The sequence below is a fragment of the Streptomyces sp. NPDC111656 genome, assembly GCF_055656965.1.
The window spans coordinates 1-18,700 of record NZ_JBVKCA010000049.1 but is presented as its reverse complement, the minus strand read 5'-3'; the positions used below and the strand labels follow the sequence as shown (position 1 = coordinate 18,700).

The following is an 18,700-nucleotide window of genomic DNA, read 5'->3' as shown; positions in this document are numbered from 1 at the left end:
TCGAGTGCGGCTCGTTCCTCGTCCGACAGTGTCAACTCGGCCTTCGGCCGCCCCGTCCGTGCCATAGAGCAAGCCTATACATCTGAACAGAATTCCCGACTCAGAACACTAGTCCCAGGGCTCGGCCAAGTTGTTGCGATAGGCGTAGCCGACGGCCTGGGCACGGCCGGCTACGCCGATCTTGGTGAAGATACGGTTGATGTGCGTCTTCACCGTGGCCGGGCTGACGACGAGCCGGGCACAGATCTCCGCGTTGGACAGGCCCCGGGCGATGAGGGTGAGTACCTGGGTCTCGCGCGGGGTCAGAACGTCGGAAGGTGCGGGAGTTTGCGGCGTGTGGGCCTGTTTTCGCTGCGCGGCGGGCGGTGCGACCTCACTGGTCTGCACGGCCGCGACCAGGCGGGCCTGTACCTCAGGATCAAGCCAGATACGGCCTTCGTGGACGCTGCGGATGGCGTCCTCGATCGCGTCGTCGTCGGCGTCCTTGGTGAGATAGCCCCGCGCTCCCGCCTGCAGTGCCGGGAAGACGGAGTCGTCGTCGGCGTAGGTGGTCAGCACGAGTACCTTGCAGCCGGGTACCTGCTCACGCAGTGTCGCAGTGGCCGCGACACCGTTGAGGACCGGCATGTTCAGGTCCATCAGTACTACGTCCGGGGCCTGTTGTCCGGCGAGCAGCACCGCTTCCGCACCGTCACGGGCTGCGCCGACCACCTCGATGCCGTCCAGCATGTCGATCAGCAGGACCAGGCCCTTGCGTACGATCTGCTGATCGTCCGCGACCAGTACTTTGATCTTCTCGCCGTCAGATGCCGTTTCGCCGGGCTCCGTCACGCGGGTATCTCCATCCGTACTTCCCATCCGTGCGCTGTCGGCCCCGCGTGCATGGTGCCACCGACCCCGGTCACGCGTTCGCGCATGCCGGTCAGCCCCAGGCCGGAGCCTTCGACCAGTGCCGCCCGGACCGGTTCCGGCCCGGTCCGGCGGTCTTCGACGGTCAGGATTGTGGCACTGGGCTCATAGACGAGCGTCACCGTGGCCTGCGCGTCGCGTGCGTAGCGGACCGTATTGGTCAACGCCTCCTGCACACCGCGGTACAGGGCTTCACCAACGTCGGGCTGCAGCTCCCGGTGCGGCCCGATCACGGACAGTGTCACGTCGAGCTCCAGGTCCACCCGATAGCGTTTGACCAGTTCGGGCAGCCGCTCAAGAGAGGGCTCGCGCGCGCCGCGCAGCGCCCGCACAGCCCGGCGCGCATCGGCCACACCCTCCTTGACCAGCTCACCGGCCCGGTCCAGCAGCCCCCGCAGATCCCCGCTCGCCTGGTCGCGCCGGGCCATCCGCCGGGCGGCCTGTATCTGCACGGCCAGTCCGGACAGGGTATGGGCGAGCACGTCGTGCAGATCCTGGGCGATACGGGTGCGTTCGGCCAGCGTCGCCGCCTCGGTCTCCGCCTCCCGGGCGTCCTCGAGCTGGGCCAGCAGCACGGTGACGGCCACCTCGTTGATGATCGACTGCCGCACCACGATGCCCACGACGGCCAGGAGGACGCCGAACAGGACCTGATGCAGGAAGTTGTCGGTACCGCCGTCCAACCCGGCGGCCGCCGCGCCGGTCAGACAGCCCATGACGACGACCGCGAGCACGGTGGCCGCCCGTCGCTCCAGGATGAGGAAGGCCATCAGGACCACGACGGACGGTGGCAGGGTGGACATCGAGCCGGGCTGCAGGATGCCCAGAGCAAACCCGAAGCCGTCCACCAGCACGCAGAACACCAGGCAGCGGGCGGGGCGACCGGTGAGGGGCCACAGGTTCGACGCGACCGCGGCCATGGGCAGCAGACAGCCGACGAGCACCAGGGTGACTGCCAGGTGCCTGCCTCTGACGCCGGGGGCGGGGGAAGCGTGCAGGGACTGGACGGCGATGGCGGCCATGACCCCCCACAACACGGGCTGCATACGCCGGCCCCTGACTTCGCGTCGCTCCCGGGCACTGGCAAGAGCCACGGCCAGCCGTGGACTGACCTGGCCCGTCGGCTGAAGTGTGTCCGTCACTTCTGAAGAATAGATGCACGCTGCGCCGCTGATCGCAAAGCCCGGCCCGGGCCCGCGAACGCGGAACCGGGCCAGGGGCGGAGTGTGTTGCGAGCGGCGGTCTGCCGGGTGCCACGCTTCAGGCCACGGCGGGGGCGGCAAGGGGGGAGGTAAGCCGGGAGGCCCGGACGCGCACCACCACCAGGCGGCACACCACCTGAGTGACGGCCATCAGCAGCATCGCGGCGGTCCAGGCGGCGGTGCCGGTGATCAGGTTGTCGCGGCTGAACTGCGCAATGGTGTGAGCGCCGCTGTGCTCGGCCCAGTACACGAAGGCCGAGCGCGCGCCCATGCCCAGCACCCACAGAAGGGCGGCCAGCCACCCGGCTTTGGAGTACGCGGCGCCGTCCTCGGTCAGGCTGACGCGGGTGGCCAGTCCACTGGCCAGTCCGAGCACTATGCCCATCGTGACGCCGAAGAGGTCCAGCTGGACGTCGTGGCCCTCGGTCGGGAAGGAATGAAGGTAGTGCGCGGCCGCGGCGCTGACGGACACCAGCGGCAGCAGGAGCGTGCGGGGCGTCAGACGGCCGCCGCGCATCTGCGGAATCACCAGAAGGATCAGGGCGGCGGAGATGAGGTAGTCAGTCGTCGTCATGGGGAAGAGCTTGCCGCCCGCGGCGCCGCACGGCCTCGGCCCGCGGGTTGACTCCTGGTTTGATACCTGGCGTCAACCCACGGGTTGACGCACGAGACCGCCCGGGTTGTGTCAGTCCGTGGCCGAGCGCGTAGAGCTCGCGGGCCGGGTCGTCCGCCCGTGGCATCGGGAGCCGTCCCCGCGGCCGTACCGTCCCCGCGATCACCCGTGCGGAGGCGCGCAGTTCGGCCTCTGGACCATGAATAGGTGGCCAGGCCCGGTGAGGGCGAGGTGGGCGGCGTCGTAGGGCACGTTTCGCCTGTTCAAGCAGACGCAAGGGTGAACCAGGCCGCTGGATGAACCAGCCCCGCGGCTTCACCCTGCGCGGCGGCAAGGTCTTGCACGTGCGGATAGATCCCCCTGGGTGGCGGCCCCCGCTGTGTTGAACACTGTCAGGATCCGCTGGTAGATGTCCGCGGTCGGCTGGGTCGGCGGTGCACCTTGGGCGCGGATCAGGCTCTCGACGTTCTTCCGGGTGGTGGCCAGCTCGACGAGTCGGCCCTCGGCCTCGGTGAGGGCCGCAGTCAGCTCCTCGAGCTGCTGTCGCACCTTTGCACGGGCCGTCCCAAGTGCTCTGACCGGGATGGTTCACCGGGTTGTGCTTGGCGGTGAGGTGGCGTGGGCCGGTTGGATGTGGGGACACATCCGATCTGGTGCATGGAGGCGTGGTGGCAGAGCCGGTCAAAGTCCGCAGACTGACCGATCAGGAGGGGCGGCGTCTGCAGCAGATCGTGCGGCGGGGCAGCACCAGCTCGGTGCGCTACCGGCGGGCGATGATGCTGTTGGCCTATCCATACAGTCCACAGCCCGGTGCCGCCGACTTCAAAGCCCGAGACCCCGGCGCCCTCGGCTCCTGCGCGCCACGCTGTGACGCGGCGGCGGTGGAACTGGCGCCGGTTCCTTCCGCGTCGCTGGCGCCGCTGACCTTGCGTACCAGCCGGGGGCCTGTGCGCACTGCCGCTGGGCCCCCGGTGACGGGGCTGCGCAGTCCCACCACAGCCCCGTCCAGGTCCCCTATCGAACCCCATGCCGCCCTACACCCAACGCTGGTGCTGGCGGCCGCACAGGCGTCAGACGCGCCCGCTCCGCCTTGAGGCAACACACGCCCGGGGATCGTGCCTTTGCGATCACGGCATGGGACGGCAGCTCGAGGCATCGTCGCCGGAGCAGATCCCCTGCTCCATGGAGCGCACCAGGTCGTGTCCGACGTCGCTCCTCAGGTAGCGCAGAAAACTGTCGGTCAGGGAGTCGGCCGAGGGTTCCCCGTAAGCGTAGGCGTACGTCGGCCCCCAGAAGGGGTAGTTGTGGTAGCTGGCTGCCTGCCTGGTGGCCGAATAACCGTCGATTTGGACGAGGTGCAAGGGACTCTGGTAGACGGCCCCGAGTTCGCTGTAGCCGAGGGCACCGGGGATCTTCGGCACTGTACTCAGCACGTCGGAGGTGGTGTCCCGTTCGCAGCGTATGACGCCGGACGTGACGCCGGTAACCCGCGTCAGGCAGTCGTTGGAGGTCGGCATGGGCTCCCCCCGTCCGTCGAGGATCTGACGCTCGAGGGTCCTTCGGCTGCCGGAGGTGGAGGGCCGACCGATAAGACGGACGGGCAGGTCGCTCCCACCCACTTTCTTCCAGTTGGTGATTTTACCCGTGTAGAGCTGTCTGATCTGGTTCAGGGAGAGGTTCCCGACACCCGCATCCTTGTTGACGACGAACGTGAACAGGGAGTAGGCGACGGGGCGCCGCGTCAGCATGGGATAGATCACGCTCGCATCGCCATCCGTGAACGCCAGCATCTCGACACTTCCCGGGCTCTTCTTCTGCGCTTCCTTCTCCAGTTCGCGCAACCCTGAGTCGCTGCCGTTGAGCTGCAGGGGGAGAGAGGCTCCCGGGCAGTCCTTTTCGTAGCGGGCGGTGGCCTTCTCCAGGACGGCTGCGAATGCCGTGGCCCCGGTGAGAGTGAGTTTCCCCCTGGCGCAGTCGTCGCCGTGGGAAGGAGTGGTCCACAGCCGGATGGCTACGGCACTCGCCACCACTGCGATGAGCAGCGAGAGGGCCGCCGCGAGCATCCAGCGAGAGGACGCTGCCGCGCCGTCCGGCCTCCGCGCGCCGCCGTCTTCCTCTGTGGCGCCCGCGCTCGACGCCGCGGACTGAGGCGAGGGCGGCTCGGGAGGGTGGTAGGCCCGGTTGCGGAAGAGGCTGATATGGCTGGCGGTGTTGCGGTTGCGCTGCTGGGGCCGGGGGAGCGACTTGGCTGCCAGTGATACGGCGAGGTGGTCGTACAGGGTCGACATGCTGAAGAACTCGGGCGCGTCGGGAATGCCGCAGGCGACGGCCTCGATCAGCTCGCCGGTGAACGCGGTGTAGGGCTCCCCCGGTGGGGCCAAGGCCTGCCGCGTCTCCGCGGTGGCGGTCAGGACGAACGTACCTTCGATGTCGGCCCGTGCCCCGATGTCTCCCCCCGCCGCGGCCAGGGTTCCGCCCAGCGCGAGACCACTCCAGCAACAGTCGAGTATGACGACCTTGCGGCGGGCCCGCGTCGCACTGGCCACGCCGGCACGCAGCAGCACGCGCCGCACGTCCTCGTAACGCAGGGCCTTGTCCAGGCGTTCCTCGCTCGAATCGTGCAGGGCCAGATACAGCTCGCCGGTGTACGGATCGGTCAGGCCATGGCCCGCGAAATACAGCACGAGCGTGTCGGTGGCACCTGCCGCGGCATCGTGCACGGCGTCGAAGACAGCATCGCGCGTGGGCTGGAGGAGTTCCCTGCACCGGCCTTTCGTGACCCCCCACAGCTCGGGATCCCGTATCAGCTCGCCAAGCCGCCTGACATTGTTCTCGACCGCCGGGAGGTCCTCCAGGCTCTGGTAGGCGTGCGTGCCGATCAGGACGGCGCGGGAAGCTGCAGGATCAGAGGGTCTCGGCAAGGCTGCTACTCCGGCATCGCCGGCGTCGTCCGGTCATCGGCGCCGTCTGGATCAAGACCCGGGTCGGGGTCCGTTCCGCCGAACGCCCTCACAACCCGACGGATCACCTCGGGGTCGGTGCTGTCCAGCGTGACGGTCATCCCATCGCGCTCGAAACGGACCTGTGGCCGGTGCGGGCGGGTGAGACGCCACGTGGCCACCGCGAGGGCCAACTGGGCGAGCTGGACCGCCCCGTTGAACACGGCCTCGATCGCCTCCAGCCCCGGTCCCATGCGGCCGGCCTCATCGGCCGCCGTGTCGGCCGAGCCGCGAGAGACCAGGGACAGCCCATCGGCACCGGCCACATCCGGGTCGCGGGCCAGCCATTGGCAGAGCGACAGCACCTCCCCCGCGATCTCGTCTGGCTCATCGTCGCCGCCCTGCCCGCCAACCTCGATGCTGACCCGCATCCCGCCCCTTCAACGCGCTGTGTACGTATGCCGCCGTCGCGGTGCCGAGCATAATGGCCTGCGTGGATGCGGGTAGCCTGCCGTGACCCTTCTGCCACCGGACATCTGCGAGTTGCACCAACTGGCCCGCCCGTGAGTGCAGTTCATGGCGAACACCGGTCGGACGTCCAACACGATCAACGCGTACGGGCTGAAGCCTCGGTGACTTCTGGGGCGCAGGCTTAGCGCTCCAACTCGATTTCGATCTCTTCCACGTCGGAGAACTCCACCAGCAGGCCTGGGTTGCGGCACCCGTTGCCGCGCCGACTGCCGGAGGTCATCCGGCAGCGGTCTGCCGAAGCGCCGGGCAGCCCGGAGGCGTAGTTGCCCTCAACCACGCTGGTTCGGGGACGCACAGACTGTCATTCGCTAGGCCCGCGGTGCGCGTCTCTCCCGCGGCCGGACCGAGTGCTCCTTCCCGCAGTGGACCGCGTGCGCGGCCGGCCGCCGGAGAGACGCGCACGGCTCTCCCGCACCGGCGGTGCTCGCAGCCGCGGACCGTCGCCGTCGCCCTCGGTGGTTGCCGTATCGTCCGCGCCGGCGCCCGGAGGCTTTCGTCGGACCACCATGACGACCAGGGCAACGATGGTGCTCACGGACACGGCGAGCCCGCCCAGACTGGTGACCGCGCCAGTCACCCACTGCCACAGTTCCTTGGCCCAGGAGAGCCAGCCGTTGTCGCTGGGCGGCGCGGCCACGTCGACGTGTATGGTCACGGGCGGTTTCTCGACGAGCACCGTGTCGCTGTCGCGGAAGTAGGCGGTCACGGTGAGAGCGATGCTGATCTTCCCAGCATGTTGTGCGCTCACGTCCCACATCCAGGTGGCTCCGTCGCCCTTTGACAGGACGTTCTGGCGCTCAGACGACAACGGAATGCACCGGACTCCGGCGCCCGAGCAGCGCAGCTTCACCCCGATCTGCGCGCCCGCGCTCACCGGAGCTTGCGCTTCACCTGGCCTGGCCTGGCGCCAACTGCCCAGGACCTCGACTCGGAACGGGCTTGGCTCCGCACCCGCTACAAGTCCCATGTATCTCGCGTCCGTGTGGACAAGCTGGCCCTTAAAGAGCTGCTGGCGCGCCTGGTCGATCTCCTCGACGTAGGCCTTCTGCTGCCCTCCCCCGAAGTCCCCGGGCTCCCTCTGTCCGAGGACCGGCAACACCGCGCAGGCCATGGCGGTCAGGACTGCGAGCACCGCCCACCACAGGCAGCAACCGGGCGCACCGACGATGTCGGACACCGGACGGGACCGTGGCCCCTCGGCTGCCCCCATGGCCCCCCTCGCAGACGTCGAACGCTATCGAGCCCGCCGGAAAGGCCGTCCTTTCCAGTCCGCTCCATGGTCGCCCAAACACTGTGCCTGGCGATGCTGTTCGGGCAGAAAGTTGGTGGCGCCGATGCTTGCGGAGCGAGGTTACCCTCCAGCCTGACGAAGTCCGCAGCCGCGGACCCGCGCCCGCTCTGCTCGCCGAGGACCTGCGCGCTGCGGTGCTGCCCGCCCCCGCGAACCTCCTCGGCATCCGCGACCGCTCCATCGGCCTCACTCACTTCGCCGTCGCCGGCCGCGAGCACGAAATCGCCTACCTGCGGGTGCGCGATTTCACCGAGGCCGAACACGGCATGGAGGTCGACAGCCGCGTCTCGAAGATCGCGCCGAGGAAGGCGAAGGTGCCGTTCGGCTCCTGCACCGAGCAGCTTCCCGGTGCAGGCAAGGCGCGCTTGGAAGGAGGAGGCTCACCAGCGCGGTTGGAACCGGCCATCCAAACATCGGTGCTGCACGCTCGACGGCCGGGCTTTCGCGAACGCCAGGAACTGCCCGGCGCTGCTGTGCGGGCACCTCGGTCAGGTAGCAGGCACCACCCTGATCTCCTCGCGGACCGGCCGGTCGGCCAGCGGAGCCAGGCGTTCGGCCCATGGCGCGGCCGCGCTGGCGGCCGCATCCGCGCGGCCACCGGTCAGCTCGCGCAACTGCCCCAGCCGCGTGGCTAGCAGGTGTTGCACGGTGCGCTACTTCGGCCGGTTCCTGCCGGATATCCGCGAGGGGGCCGCGAAGCCGGGCGATGTCCACCGGGTTCCCAACGCGGAGGACTCGACGCCTCCGACCGGCGGGCCGCCGAGTTGTCGTTTCACTGGACCGAATCGCGTTGCCGAGATCGCTGCACACCAGGCGGTCGATATCCTCGTCGTGCAGGGTGTGCCGGCATGGGGAGGCCGAATGACGAGAAGGCGGACGATCGCCGCCGCAGGCGCCGCGGCAACGGTGGTGCTTGGCGTGGTGGTCGCGCTGCTGATGGAGCAGCTGGATGCCGGTTGGGGCTGGTGGGTCGCGTTTGGGCTGGCCGTGATCCTGTCGGCGGCTGTGGCCGGGTGGCTGGCGTTGCGTCAGCAGCCGGAGGTGCTCGGTGCGGGCGGCGTGCGGGCTCAGCGTGACATCAAGAACGCGGTGTCCACGAAGGTTACCGGCCTGCCGGCGGACGCCGACATCGCCGGCGGAGCGGGCGCGGTCGAGGCGGGCCGGGACATCGACGGTGAGATCTCCACCAGGGTGGACTTCGCTCCGCCGGCCGAGGACCGGGATCGGTGAGGGGTGAGCTCGGCCCCGGCGCGGTCGGCGCGGGCCGGGACATCAAGGGCAGGGTGTCGACTCAGGTCATCGGGTTGCCCCCTGACACGGCGGCGGGCGCGGGGGCGGTGACCGCGGGGCGGGACATCAACGCACCGGTGACGGTGTCGATCGGGGTGGGCGCGTTCGAGCGGGTGACGGACGCGATCGTCGACCCGACGCCGTTGCTGAACGACCTCGATCTGGACCACTTCACCGGTCGCGGCTGGCTCATCGAGCGGATCGATGACGCGATCTCGCAGCGGGACAGGGGATATGTGCTCGTCCTGTCCGAGGCGGGGATCGGCAAGACCAGCCTCAGCGGCCACCTGGTGCGGACCAGGCGCTGGTCTCACCACTTCAGCGCCTTCGCCGGCGGAGGTCACCCGGAGACCGCCCGCAAGAGCCTCGCCGCACAGCTCGTGCGCCGGTGGAAGCTCGAGGACAGGCTGTGCCCCGGCGGGCTGCTGCCCGACGGAGCGGAGCGCCCGGACTGGTTGGTGAAGGTGCTGCAGGCGGCTGCGGCCGAGCGGGACCGCGTGGCGCCGGCAACGCCGCTGGTGCTGCTGGTCGACGGCCTCGACGAGGCCGAACCGCCGACGCGAGGCAGCGACACGGGCATCCCGCTCGGGCTGCCGAGACCCCAGCATCTGCCGCACGGGGTGCACATCGTGGCGACCAGCAGATTCGGAGTGAACCTGTCGAACCTCCGGGCGCAGACCGACGTCCTCGAGATCCACGTGGACGGCCCGGAGAACCGTGGCGACCTGCTGACGTACCTCCGGATGCGGGTCGGTGAGTCCGGCACCAGCCTGCACGACGCCCTCCGCGTCCACCGGATGCCACTCGACCGGTTCGTGGACTCGCTGGCCGAACGCTGCGGCGGAGTATGGATCTACGCCCGGTACGTGCTCGACGAGATCGCCCAGGGCACCCGGTCGCCCGACCAGGTCGGCCGGCTGCCCGACGGGCTCGCCGGGTACTACGAGGAACAGATCGGCCGGTGGCGGGAGACCGCCGACTGGGACGGCGTCGGCGAGCCGGTGCTCGCGACCCTGGCCGCCGCCCAGGGACCGGCCGATCCGGACGTCCTCGCCGACATTGCCGGAGTCGACCAGCGGCCCGCGCGCCGCTGGCTGGATCGGGCGTTCCGGCCCTTCCTGAGCCGGGAAGGCGGCCGGTACTCGATTCGTCACCAGAGCCTGCGGGATCTTTTCGAGACCGGGTCCGACGACGAACTCGACGCGGGCCTGCGCCAGGAGCTGAACGAGGCGCTCAAGAGAGCACACGGCCGCCTTGTCGACACGCAGATGGCCATCGAGGACGACTGGTCGAGCGTCGGCAACTACGGCAGGCTCTGGCTTCCGCGGCACGCGGCCGCGTGCGGGCGGCTGGACGAACTCGTCGGCATACCAGGGTTCCTGCTGACGGTCGTGCCACCGGCACTGCTGCGCCACCGCCGGGACCTCACCACCGCGACCGGCCGCCGGGCGCTGGGCGCATACGAGCTGGCGCTGCACGACTGGCGACAGGAACCGAGCGAGGAACGCCGGCGGTGGTGGCTGCACGTCCACGCCCGCCGTAACCGCAGCGCCGAGCTGGCCGAGGCATGCACCGCCGGACAGCCATGGCCGTGGCGGCTGCGCGCCGCGTGGTGGTCCGGCGTCCCGCACCGCGTCGTCACCACGGACTACCCGCACTACGCGTGCGCCGTGCCGATCGGTGGTCGAACCCTGCTCGGGACCGGTCGCATCGACGGGTCGGTGTCGCTGTGGGACCCGGACTCCGGTGACCTGCTCGCCGTCCTCACCGGCAGGAACGACGCGGCCAACGCCCACCTCCCGCCGTGGCAGAGCGCCTCGCGCTGGGTCAACGCCCTGTGCGCGCTGCGCGTCGCCGACGGCCGCACGCTGCTCGTCGCCGGCCGCGAGGACGGCTCGGTGCCGGTGTGGGACCCGGTCACCGGCGAACAGGTCGCGGACCTGGCGAGCCCCGGTGAGGCCGTCACCTCCGTGTGCGCGATCCCCGACGTCGACGGTCGCACCGTACTGGCGACCAGGGACAAGGAACGGGTGCGACTGTGGGATCCGGACACCTGGAGCAAGATCCGCGAATGGCCGCACAACGACGTGCTGTACAAGACCATGTGCGCGGTGCCCGGAGTCGGCGACAACACCCTCTTGGCTACTGTCAGGTCCGGCCGGATCCAGCTGCTGGATCCCGCCACCGGACAGCCGGCCGGCACGTTGCCAACCGACTACGTCGAAACGATGTGCGTGATTTCCCAGGTGGACGGCCGCACGCTGCTCGCCACCAGTGGTGGCCGAGAGGGTCCGATCGTGTTGCGCGACCCGGTTTCCGGACAACCGGTCGGCCCACCACTGAGCGGGGAGGCCGACGAGGTGACCGCGATGTGCGAGGTGCCCGGCGCCGACGGCCGCGCGTTGCTCGCCGCGGGCGGCCGCAACGGGACGATCCAGGTGTGGGATCCGGCGGCCGGCGCACCCGTCGGGCCGCCGCTGACGGGACACCTCGGCGACCTGACGTCCTTGTGCGCCATCCCCTCCGGCGACGGCGGAGCCCGGCTCGCGAGCGTCGAGCACGGCGGCCGCAGCGACCACGGATCGGTACGGCTGTGGGACCTGACGGACGAGGTCGGGCCCGGCACGGGGTCCGACGGGCACAGCGGCTGGATCAGGACCCTGTGCGCGGTGCCCGCGGCCGACGGCACAACCTTGATCGCCAGCGGCGCCCATGACGCCTCGATCCGGTTGTGGGACCCGGCATCCGGCGACCTCGTGCGCGCCTGGCTCGACATTCCCCGCGCAGACAGACGTCGCGACGACACCAATTTTCGCGAGAGCAACTGGACCATGGGCGTGTGCGCGCTCGAGGACGTCGACGACCGCACCGTGCTGTTCAGCGTGCACGAGGACGACCACCTACGGCGGTGGGACCCGGCCACCGGCGACGAGATCGGCACCGCCACCGCGAACCGCTGGCACAGGGCGACCGTGATGTGCGTCGTGCCCGACGTGGACGGCCGCACCTTGCTCGCCACCTCCAGCTACCGCACGCTGCTGCAACTGTGGGACCCGGCCACCGGGCAACCCCTGGGCGAACCGTTCGCGAGCGCCGCAGCGACCGAGCGTCCCGCCGTGTGCCCAGTGCCCACCGTCGACGGCCGCACGCTCGTCGCCGTGGTCTCCGCCAAAGCGACCGTGCAGCTGTACGACCCGCGGACGCGCCGGCAGGTCGGGACGGACATGGAGCCCGCCAGCGATTTCGACCGCAACTGGGTCGAGGCGTTGTGTGCCGTGCCCGGCGCCGACGGCCGCACTCTCCTCGCCAGCGGCGGCCGCGACGGGCTCGTGTGGCTGTGGGACCCCACCACCTGCGAACCCGTCACCGAGCCACTTCACGCCCACAACTGGGTGACGGGCATGTGTCTGCTGCCCGGCACCGACGGAGCCCAACTGGTCACCACCGGCCATGACGGACTGCTGCGCCTGTGGAACCCGACCACCCTCGAGCCGATCGGCGAGCCCCTCAGCGGCCACAGCGACAGCTGGCTGAGCGCACTGTGCGTCGTACCGGACGTCGACGGGCGTACCTTGCTCGCCACCGGCGGCCGCGACCGCACGGTCCTGCTGTGGGAACCGGCCGACCCCCAATGAGAAGCGTGCAGGGTGAGCGTCCCTCCCACGGGACGCTCACCCAACCCGCAGCCGACTTCACCAGATCCGCTTAGCTCCTCGGTGTCGGTGCAATTCGTCATGGAAGCCGCCCTCACCGCCGCACTGCCCACGCCTGGCGTCCCCATCGAGCGGTGGTGGGGTGGGATAGTGGCGATGCCGGGCGCGGACTCAGGCCACACCAGCAGGGCCGGGCAAGGGGCGTGGTCGACGATGAAGCGGCTGGCCGGCCCGAGGCTGCGCGGCCCGAGGGGGCTGCGGTCGCCGTCGCGAGCCAGGACCAGCAGGTCGGCGCCCTGGGAGGCGGCGACGACTTCCCGCTCGACGCAGCCGGTGCGCTCGACGCGGGTGCACGGGCGGCCCAGCCGCCGGGCGGTCTCGGCGAGCAGCCGGTCGGCCGAGGCGCGTCCCCATCGAGGGCGAGCGGTGGACGGTGAAGGCGGACGCCCTGACCGCCGGCCCGGACCACACCGTCGACGAGGCCGTCAACGGCGCCCTGCGGGCCGCTATCGTCCGCCTGGTCGATGAGCGGGAGGCCGGCTCGGACACCTATACGGGACCCGTCTACTTCATGCTGCACGGCGTGCCGAGCGAGGAGCGGGCCCGCGAGCTCGCCGCCGCCTTCCACGCCGCCCTGTACGGAGACCTGGAGCCGCTGAACCGTGCGGTCCCCGGCGCCGGCCCGAACGGGTAGCGGCAGGTTGACGCCGCGGTGACCAGATCGGCCCGGTGAGCGTTGGGCTGGGCAGGGCGCGTGCACCGGCGTCCGAGGCCCCGGCTTGCTTCCCGCTGTTGCGCCGGGGCCATGGCAGACGTCCCTTGGCCTTCACCTGCCCGGTAACAGGCCAAGGGACGTCGCAAACCAGCCATGCCCGTAGCCCTCCGGCTGGTGAAGGGGCTGCCGGGACAGCCCGGTCAGGCCGACGGCCGGTGGGCAGCGCGACGCTGACGGCGCGGTGGGAGGATTGAGCGGGTGATGGCAACAACCAGTGACATCGAGAAGGCTGTCGAGCTGCTGCGCGTCGGCGGGCTGGTGGCCCTCCCCACCGAAACCGTCTACGGTCTGGGCGCCAACGCCGAAGATCCCGCCGCCGTTACGCGCATCTTCCAGGTCAAGGGACGCCCAGCCTCCCACCCGCTGATCGTCCACATCGGCGGCGCGGAGCACCTGGACGACTGGGTCGAGGACGTGCCCGCAACCGGGCGTCTGCTGGCCGAACACTTCTGGCCGGGGCCGCTCACGCTGGTCCTGCAGCGTGGTCACCGGGTACCTCTCGAAGCGACCGGTGGACTGGAGACGGTCGCCGTGCGCGTGCCCGACCACCCCGTCGCCCTCGCGCTGCTGTCTGCCTTCGACGGCGGTATCACCGCCCCGTCCGCCAACCGCTTCGGCTCGGTCAGCCCCACCACGGCCGACCACGTCCGAGCCGAACTCGGTGACGCCGTCGACTTCGTCCTGGACGGCGGCCTGCGGCGTCGGCGTCGAGTCGACCATCGTCGACGTCACAGGCGAGACACCGGCCATCCTCCGGCCCAGCGGAGTGACCCGCGAGGACCTCGAAGCGGTGCTGGGGTACCCGATCGAGGCCCGCTCCACGAGCCACGTCAGGGTGCCGGGTCAGCATCCGTCGCACTACGCGCCGTCTGCACGGGTCGTCCTCGTCGAGCCGGACAAGGTCGCCGACGAGGCGCAGCTCGCACAGGAGCAGGGCCACCAGGTCGGCGTCCTTCTTCCCCCGTCCCTCGCCGACACCCCCGTGAAGGCGCACGCCGTGGTGCCGGTCCGCGCCTCCATGGCCGGCTACGCGCGCGAGTTGTACGGGTTCCTGCGCGAGCTGGACCAGCGGGGGTGCGACCTCATCGTCGCGTCGCTGCCGGTCGAGGAGGGGCTGGGCCTCGCGATCGCCAACCGGCTCCGCCGCGCCGCCGGGCCCCGAACCACCGCCTGAACCGGTGAGCTCTGACGCATACCAGGCGAGGGCCCAGCCTTCGGTCATGCGCTGTTGAACTGTCCACGGGATAGAGTCCGGCGCCATGTCGATTGCAGGGTGGCGGGTGCACTTCACTCGCCGGGAACTGGCACTGCCACGCGAAGTGACCCCGTTGGTACGGGAGTTCAAAGCCGCCATCGACACCGTCCTTGCCGAGGCCGCCGCCCGCGGACGGCGCCCCACCGTGACCGCGGTCGAGCGGTTCCTGGACATCCCGCACGCCACCTTCCACCGGCACTATGCCGACCTGATCGACGCGTGCTTCCGGCCCCGCATCCCGGCCCCAGCCCGGCCTGCGATTCCGCGGGAACCCTCCGGATCGCCATCGCCAGTAAGACGTTCACAGAGAAGGGCGAGCAGACTTACCCCGTACCGGAAGCGATGACCACCACAGAGATCCGTGCAGCCCTGGAGGACTTCGTCGCCGCGGCCCGCCGGGCCATCGAGGCGGGAGCGGATGGCGTGGAAATCCACGGCGCCAACGGCTACCTGCTCCAGGAGTTCCTCTCCCCGGCGGCCAACCAGCGCACCGATGGATATGGCGGCTCGCCGCAGAACCGCGCCCGCTTCGTCGTCGAGATCGTCACGGCGGTCGCCCAGGCCGTCGGTGCCGAGCGGGTCGGACTGCGGATCTCGCCCGAGGTCGACCTCGGGGACGTCTTCGAGACCGACCGGGACGACGTCCTGGCCACCTACAGCACCCTGCTCGACCAACTGCGCCCACTGGGCCTGGCCTACCTCTCCGTACTGCACACCGAACCGGGCGGCGACCTTGTACAGGAGCTGCGGCGCTTCGACGGCAAGCTGATCGTCAACAGCGGCCCCTTCGGGGGGCAGACCACCCGCGAGCAGGCGCTCCAGCAGATCGAGGCCGACCACGCCGACGCCGTGGTCGTGGGCCGGGCCCTCATCGCCAACCCCGACCTGGTCGAGCGCTGGCAGGGTGGCCACCCGGAGAACGAGCCGCGGCCGGAACTGTTCTACGGGCCGGGCGCCGAGGGCTACACCGACTACCCCTTCCTCGAAGCGGCTTGAGGCCCACGGTCACGCCTGTCCATGCGGCAGCCCCACTCACACATGGACAGGCGCTAGGTGGATGCGCCATCTCTACTGTGAAAACAACGCAGTTGGGAGGCCACACCTCTGCCCCACCCACCCGAGCCAATCTGATTGGGCCCGAGTCCTCAGATATACGACTCGTTCGAAAACGGCTGACCGGAGGAGGTCGATCGCCAGTTGATCGTCTCCAGTGACAACCGCGCGGCGGACGTCGTCATGTACGTGGCGCAACGTCTCCGCGACCTTCCCATAGAACTCGTCCAGCTCGAATTCACCGATTGCCGTGTGCGCGTCCCGTTGCCAATCGCGCGTCGCGGTTGCCTGGTCCGCAGCCCATTGGCGCCTCTGCACCCGCACGGGGGCCAGATAAGCGCCCATCGCAGCAACAACCGCGCCGACAAGTCCACCCAGTACTGCAGCCCACGAGGCATCCATGGCCTTCCCTCCCCCGCCACATCGGTCGTCCCCGCTACATCTCGCACCTACGCGTCAGCGTCGGTGGCCGATGCTCCAGGACCCGGCGCTTGCCCGCCTCGGCGGAGGCTTCGCGGTATCAGGTGCGAGGAGCGGGGAGCGCCGGCACCGAACCATCGATGAGAGAGTCCCGCCCCGCGGCCAGCGCCGGCACGTATGTGCACAAGGCCGTACGGGAGCTCGACTTTCGAGCTTTTCGTTGATCGTCGTTGGGGTCGCTCAGAGTGACTAGATCCTCTCCAACGGAACTGCGGGCCCCGCGACGCACGGCGCGTCCGTCCACTGCGGTGCCGAATCATCCAGGCAGGCCCGAGGGCACCCCGGGGCCAGGGCTCCTGGCAGCCCTCGTACGCTTCTCCGATCACTCACAGCGGAGGAGACGACGGAACCGATGATCGCCAGCTTTGTGGGGCTCGTGGTGATCCCCATGGTCATAGCCGGGCTGACCCGGTGGGCAGCGGCTAGGAGGCGGCGCGGCCTTGCAGCGGGCCGGGCCGTGCACTTCCGCTGCCGACTCGACGGCCACAAGGGCCGACTGCTGGTCGACGCACGCCTCGACGGGCCCGTCTTTCTGGACCGTTCCGGGAACGTCACCGCCTTGCCACGCGGTGGCGAGGCCCTGGACGCGACAGTCTCCACCAACGGCCGGCCCCCCTTCGAGAAGGTCAACCTGCGCTACCGGACACCCGAAGGCCAGGTGCTGCGGCTGCGCTTGGCCACACATGATGCGCGGACCCTCGGCGCCTGGCTGGGCGAACAGAACCGCCCGGCCCTCGCGCCCGCCCGACGGCTGCTTCTGCCGGCCGCACCGCCATGGGCGGTACTTGCCCTCGCGGCGTCCCTGTTCGTGGGCCTGGCCACCGCGGACGTCGCACTGCTCGGGAAGCACACCGCCGCCGAGGTCGTCCGTGTGAACCGGGACGACGACAGCTGCACCGTCGGCTGGGACGGCGGCGCACAGCGGGCGACCGTGGACTGCGACACGACAGACGTCCGCTCCGGCGACCGAATCCCGATCATCGCCCTACCCTGGCCCTTCCTGGGTGAGGGCGTGGACACGCGGACCACGCTGAGTGTGGTCGCCGTGCTCGGAGGCGGCCTCGGCCTGCTCGGCCTCGGCGGTGCACTGGTGGTCAACCCGCTGGCCTGCGCCCGGCGCGTCCGGCTGGCGCGCCGGGCCCGGCCGGCGATCCCCCCGCGGGCGGCCGCGGTCGGCGAGGCGGGCGAGGACAGGTGGCCCGCCCTCGATGACGACCTGAGCTACGCGAGCCTCGCCGCCGCGGCCCGGCACGGCGATCGCCATCGCCCGGGCCCCCGGGTGACCCCGCCGCGCCGCGGCTTCGGCCGGACGTCCATATCGCCGCGCAGCTGGGTGCTGACCACCGCCCTCGGCACCAACGCCTGGTACTCTCTGGGGTTCTCCTCCGCCGCCATCCTCGATGACCACTTCCACCTGGGGCACTGGCGCTTCCTCGTGTTCGGCACGGTCGGCATCGCGTCCCTCGCCCGGATCGGCTGGGTCGCGACCGACCGCTCCGCCCTGTGCGGTCCGGTACTGCGTGCCGCGCGTTCGGACGCCGGGAAGGGCACCTGGCAGCCCATGCGCTACGTCCGTCTGTGCCGGGATCCCGGCGAGATGGCGCTGGTCCTGTTCCGACCGGAGGGCGCCGAGGTGACAGCGCCGCTGTTCCTCCAGCCGATCTCCCGATCCCGCGGCAGTGAGCGCCGCACCGTCGGCGGTCCCGCTCCGGTCGGCGCGGCCCTGGTGCTCAACACCGGCGTGGGGCCGCTGATCTGCGAGATCGACGGCGTCCGCTACCTCCCCAGAGGCCGTGCCACCGAAGCCGCGACCGACCCCGCACGAACCCGCGACGAACTGCGCAGCTTCGCCGAGAGCCACCTCCGGCCGGTCGGACGGAGCTAGAGCCTGTCTCTTTGATGAGTCGGTCCTCTGATTGGCACCCGCTTGAATGCTTGCGGCATCGTGCATGGAAGCCTGTCCGCATGGACACATTCGCGGACCGATTCGACGGCGGGTGGAAGTGGTGGGACGCCGCCATCGAAGAAGCGCAGGAAGGGCGTTGGGTCCGTGACGCCGTGGAACGGCAGGTCATCGAGGACATCGGCGCCGCCACAAACCCTCTATGTGGCGGCCGGATGGCCCCTTTCACCGAGGACTCGTGGCACGTTCGAATCGGGAGGATCGCGAACTGGGCCGGGGTGCTGCGACTCGCGGCCCGGTCAGGCGGATGGGTGCTCCAGCCAGTCGCCGGGCGCCGCCCGCCGCACCCTGCGGGCATGGCTGAGCTGCTGTCTGGCATCTACGCGGTCGGCGAGCAGGGAGAAATCTGGATGCGGCGGCTTCTGAAGGGCGAGCTGCCACCAGAAGACGAGATCGCGAAGGCTGAGGGCTTCCTCACCGGGCCGGGATCCGTGGAGGACCTTGAGCTCTTCTTCTACGACTGAAGGGTCGTCGCTTCATCGTCATCGCCGTGCCCAGATGAAGATGGCGGCGAGGTGGAGTGCGGCCTGGTAGGCGATGGCGAGCTTGTCCGTTCGCATGGCCAGGCCGCGCCACGGTGCTGTCACGTTGTTGGGTGCGTGGGTGCCTGATGGTGTGTCGGGGCGTGGTGGGGCCCGGGTGCCGGCCTGGGGTCAGGTCGTGGTGGGCCGGCTGGCGGCGCCGGTGATCTGGTCCCGGATGGCGAAGCGGATGGTCATTTCGGCTCGGTGGTCGGGGGCGGTCAT

The 18,700-nt window shown here is 70.2% G+C and carries 15 protein-coding genes and 5 pseudogenes; 9 read left to right on the top strand and 11 right to left on the bottom strand.

The features are described from left to right. Nucleotides 1-108: 108 nt before the first annotated feature. The 5 genes and pseudogenes from ACZ7M3_RS51865 to ACZ7M3_RS51845 all read right to left on the bottom strand — a co-directional run bounded on the left by ACZ7M3_RS51865 (nt 109) and on the right by ACZ7M3_RS51845 (nt 3,273). Nucleotides 109-831: a response regulator transcription factor gene (locus tag ACZ7M3_RS51865; protein WP_472073692.1), complete on the bottom strand. Its 723-nt coding sequence runs from the start codon at nt 829-831 to the stop codon at nt 109-111. After that, complete coding sequence (locus ACZ7M3_RS51860; RefSeq protein WP_472073690.1) at nt 828-1,955, bottom strand: sensor histidine kinase; 1,128 nt, start codon at nt 1,953-1,955, stop codon at nt 828-830. The genes ACZ7M3_RS51865 and ACZ7M3_RS51860 overlap by 4 nt, the downstream gene beginning before the upstream one ends. A 214-nt stretch (nt 1,956-2,169) precedes the next feature. Next, nucleotides 2,170-2,685: a hypothetical protein gene (locus ACZ7M3_RS51855; RefSeq protein WP_472073688.1), complete on the bottom strand. Its 516-nt coding sequence runs from the start codon at nt 2,683-2,685 to the stop codon at nt 2,170-2,172. A gap of 109 nt (nt 2,686-2,794) precedes the next feature. Beyond that, nucleotides 2,795-2,973: pseudogene (locus ACZ7M3_RS51850) on the bottom strand (glycoside hydrolase family 3 protein); the annotation flags it as partial. 66 nt (nt 2,974-3,039) lie between these two features. Then, on the bottom strand, nt 3,040-3,273 hold the full coding sequence (locus tag ACZ7M3_RS51845) for a hypothetical protein (protein WP_472073686.1): 234 nt from the start codon (nt 3,271-3,273) through the stop codon (nt 3,040-3,042). Nucleotides 3,274-3,392: 119 nt separating this feature from the next. On the opposite strand from ACZ7M3_RS51845, the pseudogene ACZ7M3_RS51840 reads away from it, so the two are divergent. Beyond that, nucleotides 3,393-3,512: pseudogene (locus ACZ7M3_RS51840) on the top strand (IS630 family transposase); the annotation flags it as partial. A 339-nt stretch (nt 3,513-3,851) separates the two neighbouring features. On the opposite strand, the gene ACZ7M3_RS51835 reads toward ACZ7M3_RS51840, so the two are convergent. The 4 genes from ACZ7M3_RS51835 to ACZ7M3_RS51820 form a co-directional block, all read right to left on the bottom strand. Further along, nucleotides 3,852-5,645, bottom strand: coding sequence for a caspase, EACC1-associated type (locus tag ACZ7M3_RS51835; RefSeq protein ID WP_472073684.1), 1,794 nt, complete (start codon nt 5,643-5,645; stop codon nt 3,852-3,854). 5 nt (nt 5,646-5,650) lie between these two features. After that, nucleotides 5,651-6,094 carry an effector-associated constant component EACC1 gene (locus ACZ7M3_RS51830; protein ID WP_472073683.1) on the bottom strand — a complete coding sequence of 148 codons (444 nt, stop codon included), beginning with the start codon at nt 6,092-6,094 and terminating at the stop codon, nt 5,651-5,653. Nucleotides 6,095-6,315: 221 nt separating this feature from the next. Next, nucleotides 6,316-6,471, bottom strand: coding sequence for a hypothetical protein (locus ACZ7M3_RS51825; RefSeq protein ID WP_472073681.1), 156 nt, complete (start codon nt 6,469-6,471; stop codon nt 6,316-6,318). A gap of 24 nt (nt 6,472-6,495) precedes the next feature. After that, the gene (locus tag ACZ7M3_RS51820) at nt 6,496-7,371 is read right to left on the bottom strand and encodes a hypothetical protein (protein ID WP_472073679.1); all 876 of its coding nucleotides are present in this window, start codon (nt 7,369-7,371) and stop codon (nt 6,496-6,498) included. Between the two features lie 248 nt (nt 7,372-7,619). Between ACZ7M3_RS51820 and ACZ7M3_RS51815 the strand changes: the two genes are divergently transcribed. Genes ACZ7M3_RS51815 through ACZ7M3_RS51805 form a run of 3 tightly spaced genes read left to right on the top strand, consistent with a single transcriptional unit; the run spans nt 7,620 to nt 12,410 of the window. Next, nucleotides 7,620-8,120 (top strand): hypothetical protein, encoded by a 501-nt coding sequence (locus tag ACZ7M3_RS51815; RefSeq protein ID WP_472073677.1) that lies wholly within the window; start codon nt 7,620-7,622, stop codon nt 8,118-8,120. Between the two features lie 13 nt (nt 8,121-8,133). Next, nucleotides 8,134-8,715, top strand: a complete 582-nt coding sequence (locus ACZ7M3_RS51810) for a hypothetical protein (RefSeq protein WP_472073675.1) — start codon at nt 8,134-8,136, stop codon at nt 8,713-8,715. Further along, nucleotides 8,712-12,410, top strand: a complete 3,699-nt coding sequence (locus ACZ7M3_RS51805; protein ID WP_472073673.1) for an NACHT and WD repeat domain-containing protein — start codon at nt 8,712-8,714, stop codon at nt 12,408-12,410. The genes ACZ7M3_RS51810 and ACZ7M3_RS51805 overlap by 4 nt, the downstream gene beginning before the upstream one ends. A gap of 152 nt (nt 12,411-12,562) precedes the next feature. Here the strand turns inward: ACZ7M3_RS51805 and ACZ7M3_RS51800 are convergent. Next, a pseudogene (locus tag ACZ7M3_RS51800) lies at nt 12,563-12,877 on the bottom strand (universal stress protein); the annotation flags it as partial. On the opposite strand from ACZ7M3_RS51800, the gene ACZ7M3_RS51795 reads away from it, so the two are divergent. From ACZ7M3_RS51795 to ACZ7M3_RS51775, 5 genes and pseudogenes are all read left to right on the top strand, one after another. Then, nucleotides 12,862-13,122: a hypothetical protein gene (locus ACZ7M3_RS51795; protein ID WP_472073671.1), complete on the top strand. Its 261-nt coding sequence runs from the start codon at nt 12,862-12,864 to the stop codon at nt 13,120-13,122. The pseudogene ACZ7M3_RS51800 and the gene ACZ7M3_RS51795 overlap by 16 nt on opposite strands. Before the next feature lie 282 nt (nt 13,123-13,404). Continuing rightward, a pseudogene (locus ACZ7M3_RS51790) lies at nt 13,405-14,377 on the top strand (L-threonylcarbamoyladenylate synthase). Between the two features lie 99 nt (nt 14,378-14,476). Further along, nucleotides 14,477-15,454 carry an oxidoreductase gene (locus ACZ7M3_RS51785; protein ID WP_472073669.1) on the top strand — a complete coding sequence of 326 codons (978 nt, stop codon included), beginning with the start codon at nt 14,477-14,479 and terminating at the stop codon, nt 15,452-15,454. A gap of 889 nt (nt 15,455-16,343) precedes the next feature. Then, on the top strand, nt 16,344-17,876 hold the full coding sequence (locus tag ACZ7M3_RS51780; RefSeq protein ID WP_472073667.1) for a hypothetical protein: 1,533 nt from the start codon (nt 16,344-16,346) through the stop codon (nt 17,874-17,876). 374 nt (nt 17,877-18,250) lie between these two features. Further along, the gene (locus ACZ7M3_RS51775) at nt 18,251-18,418 is read left to right on the top strand and encodes a hypothetical protein (protein WP_472073665.1); all 168 of its coding nucleotides are present in this window, start codon (nt 18,251-18,253) and stop codon (nt 18,416-18,418) included. Nucleotides 18,419-18,607: 189 nt separating this feature from the next. Here the strand turns inward: ACZ7M3_RS51775 and ACZ7M3_RS51770 are convergent. Further along, a pseudogene (locus ACZ7M3_RS51770) lies at nt 18,608-18,700 on the bottom strand (IS6 family transposase); the annotation flags it as partial.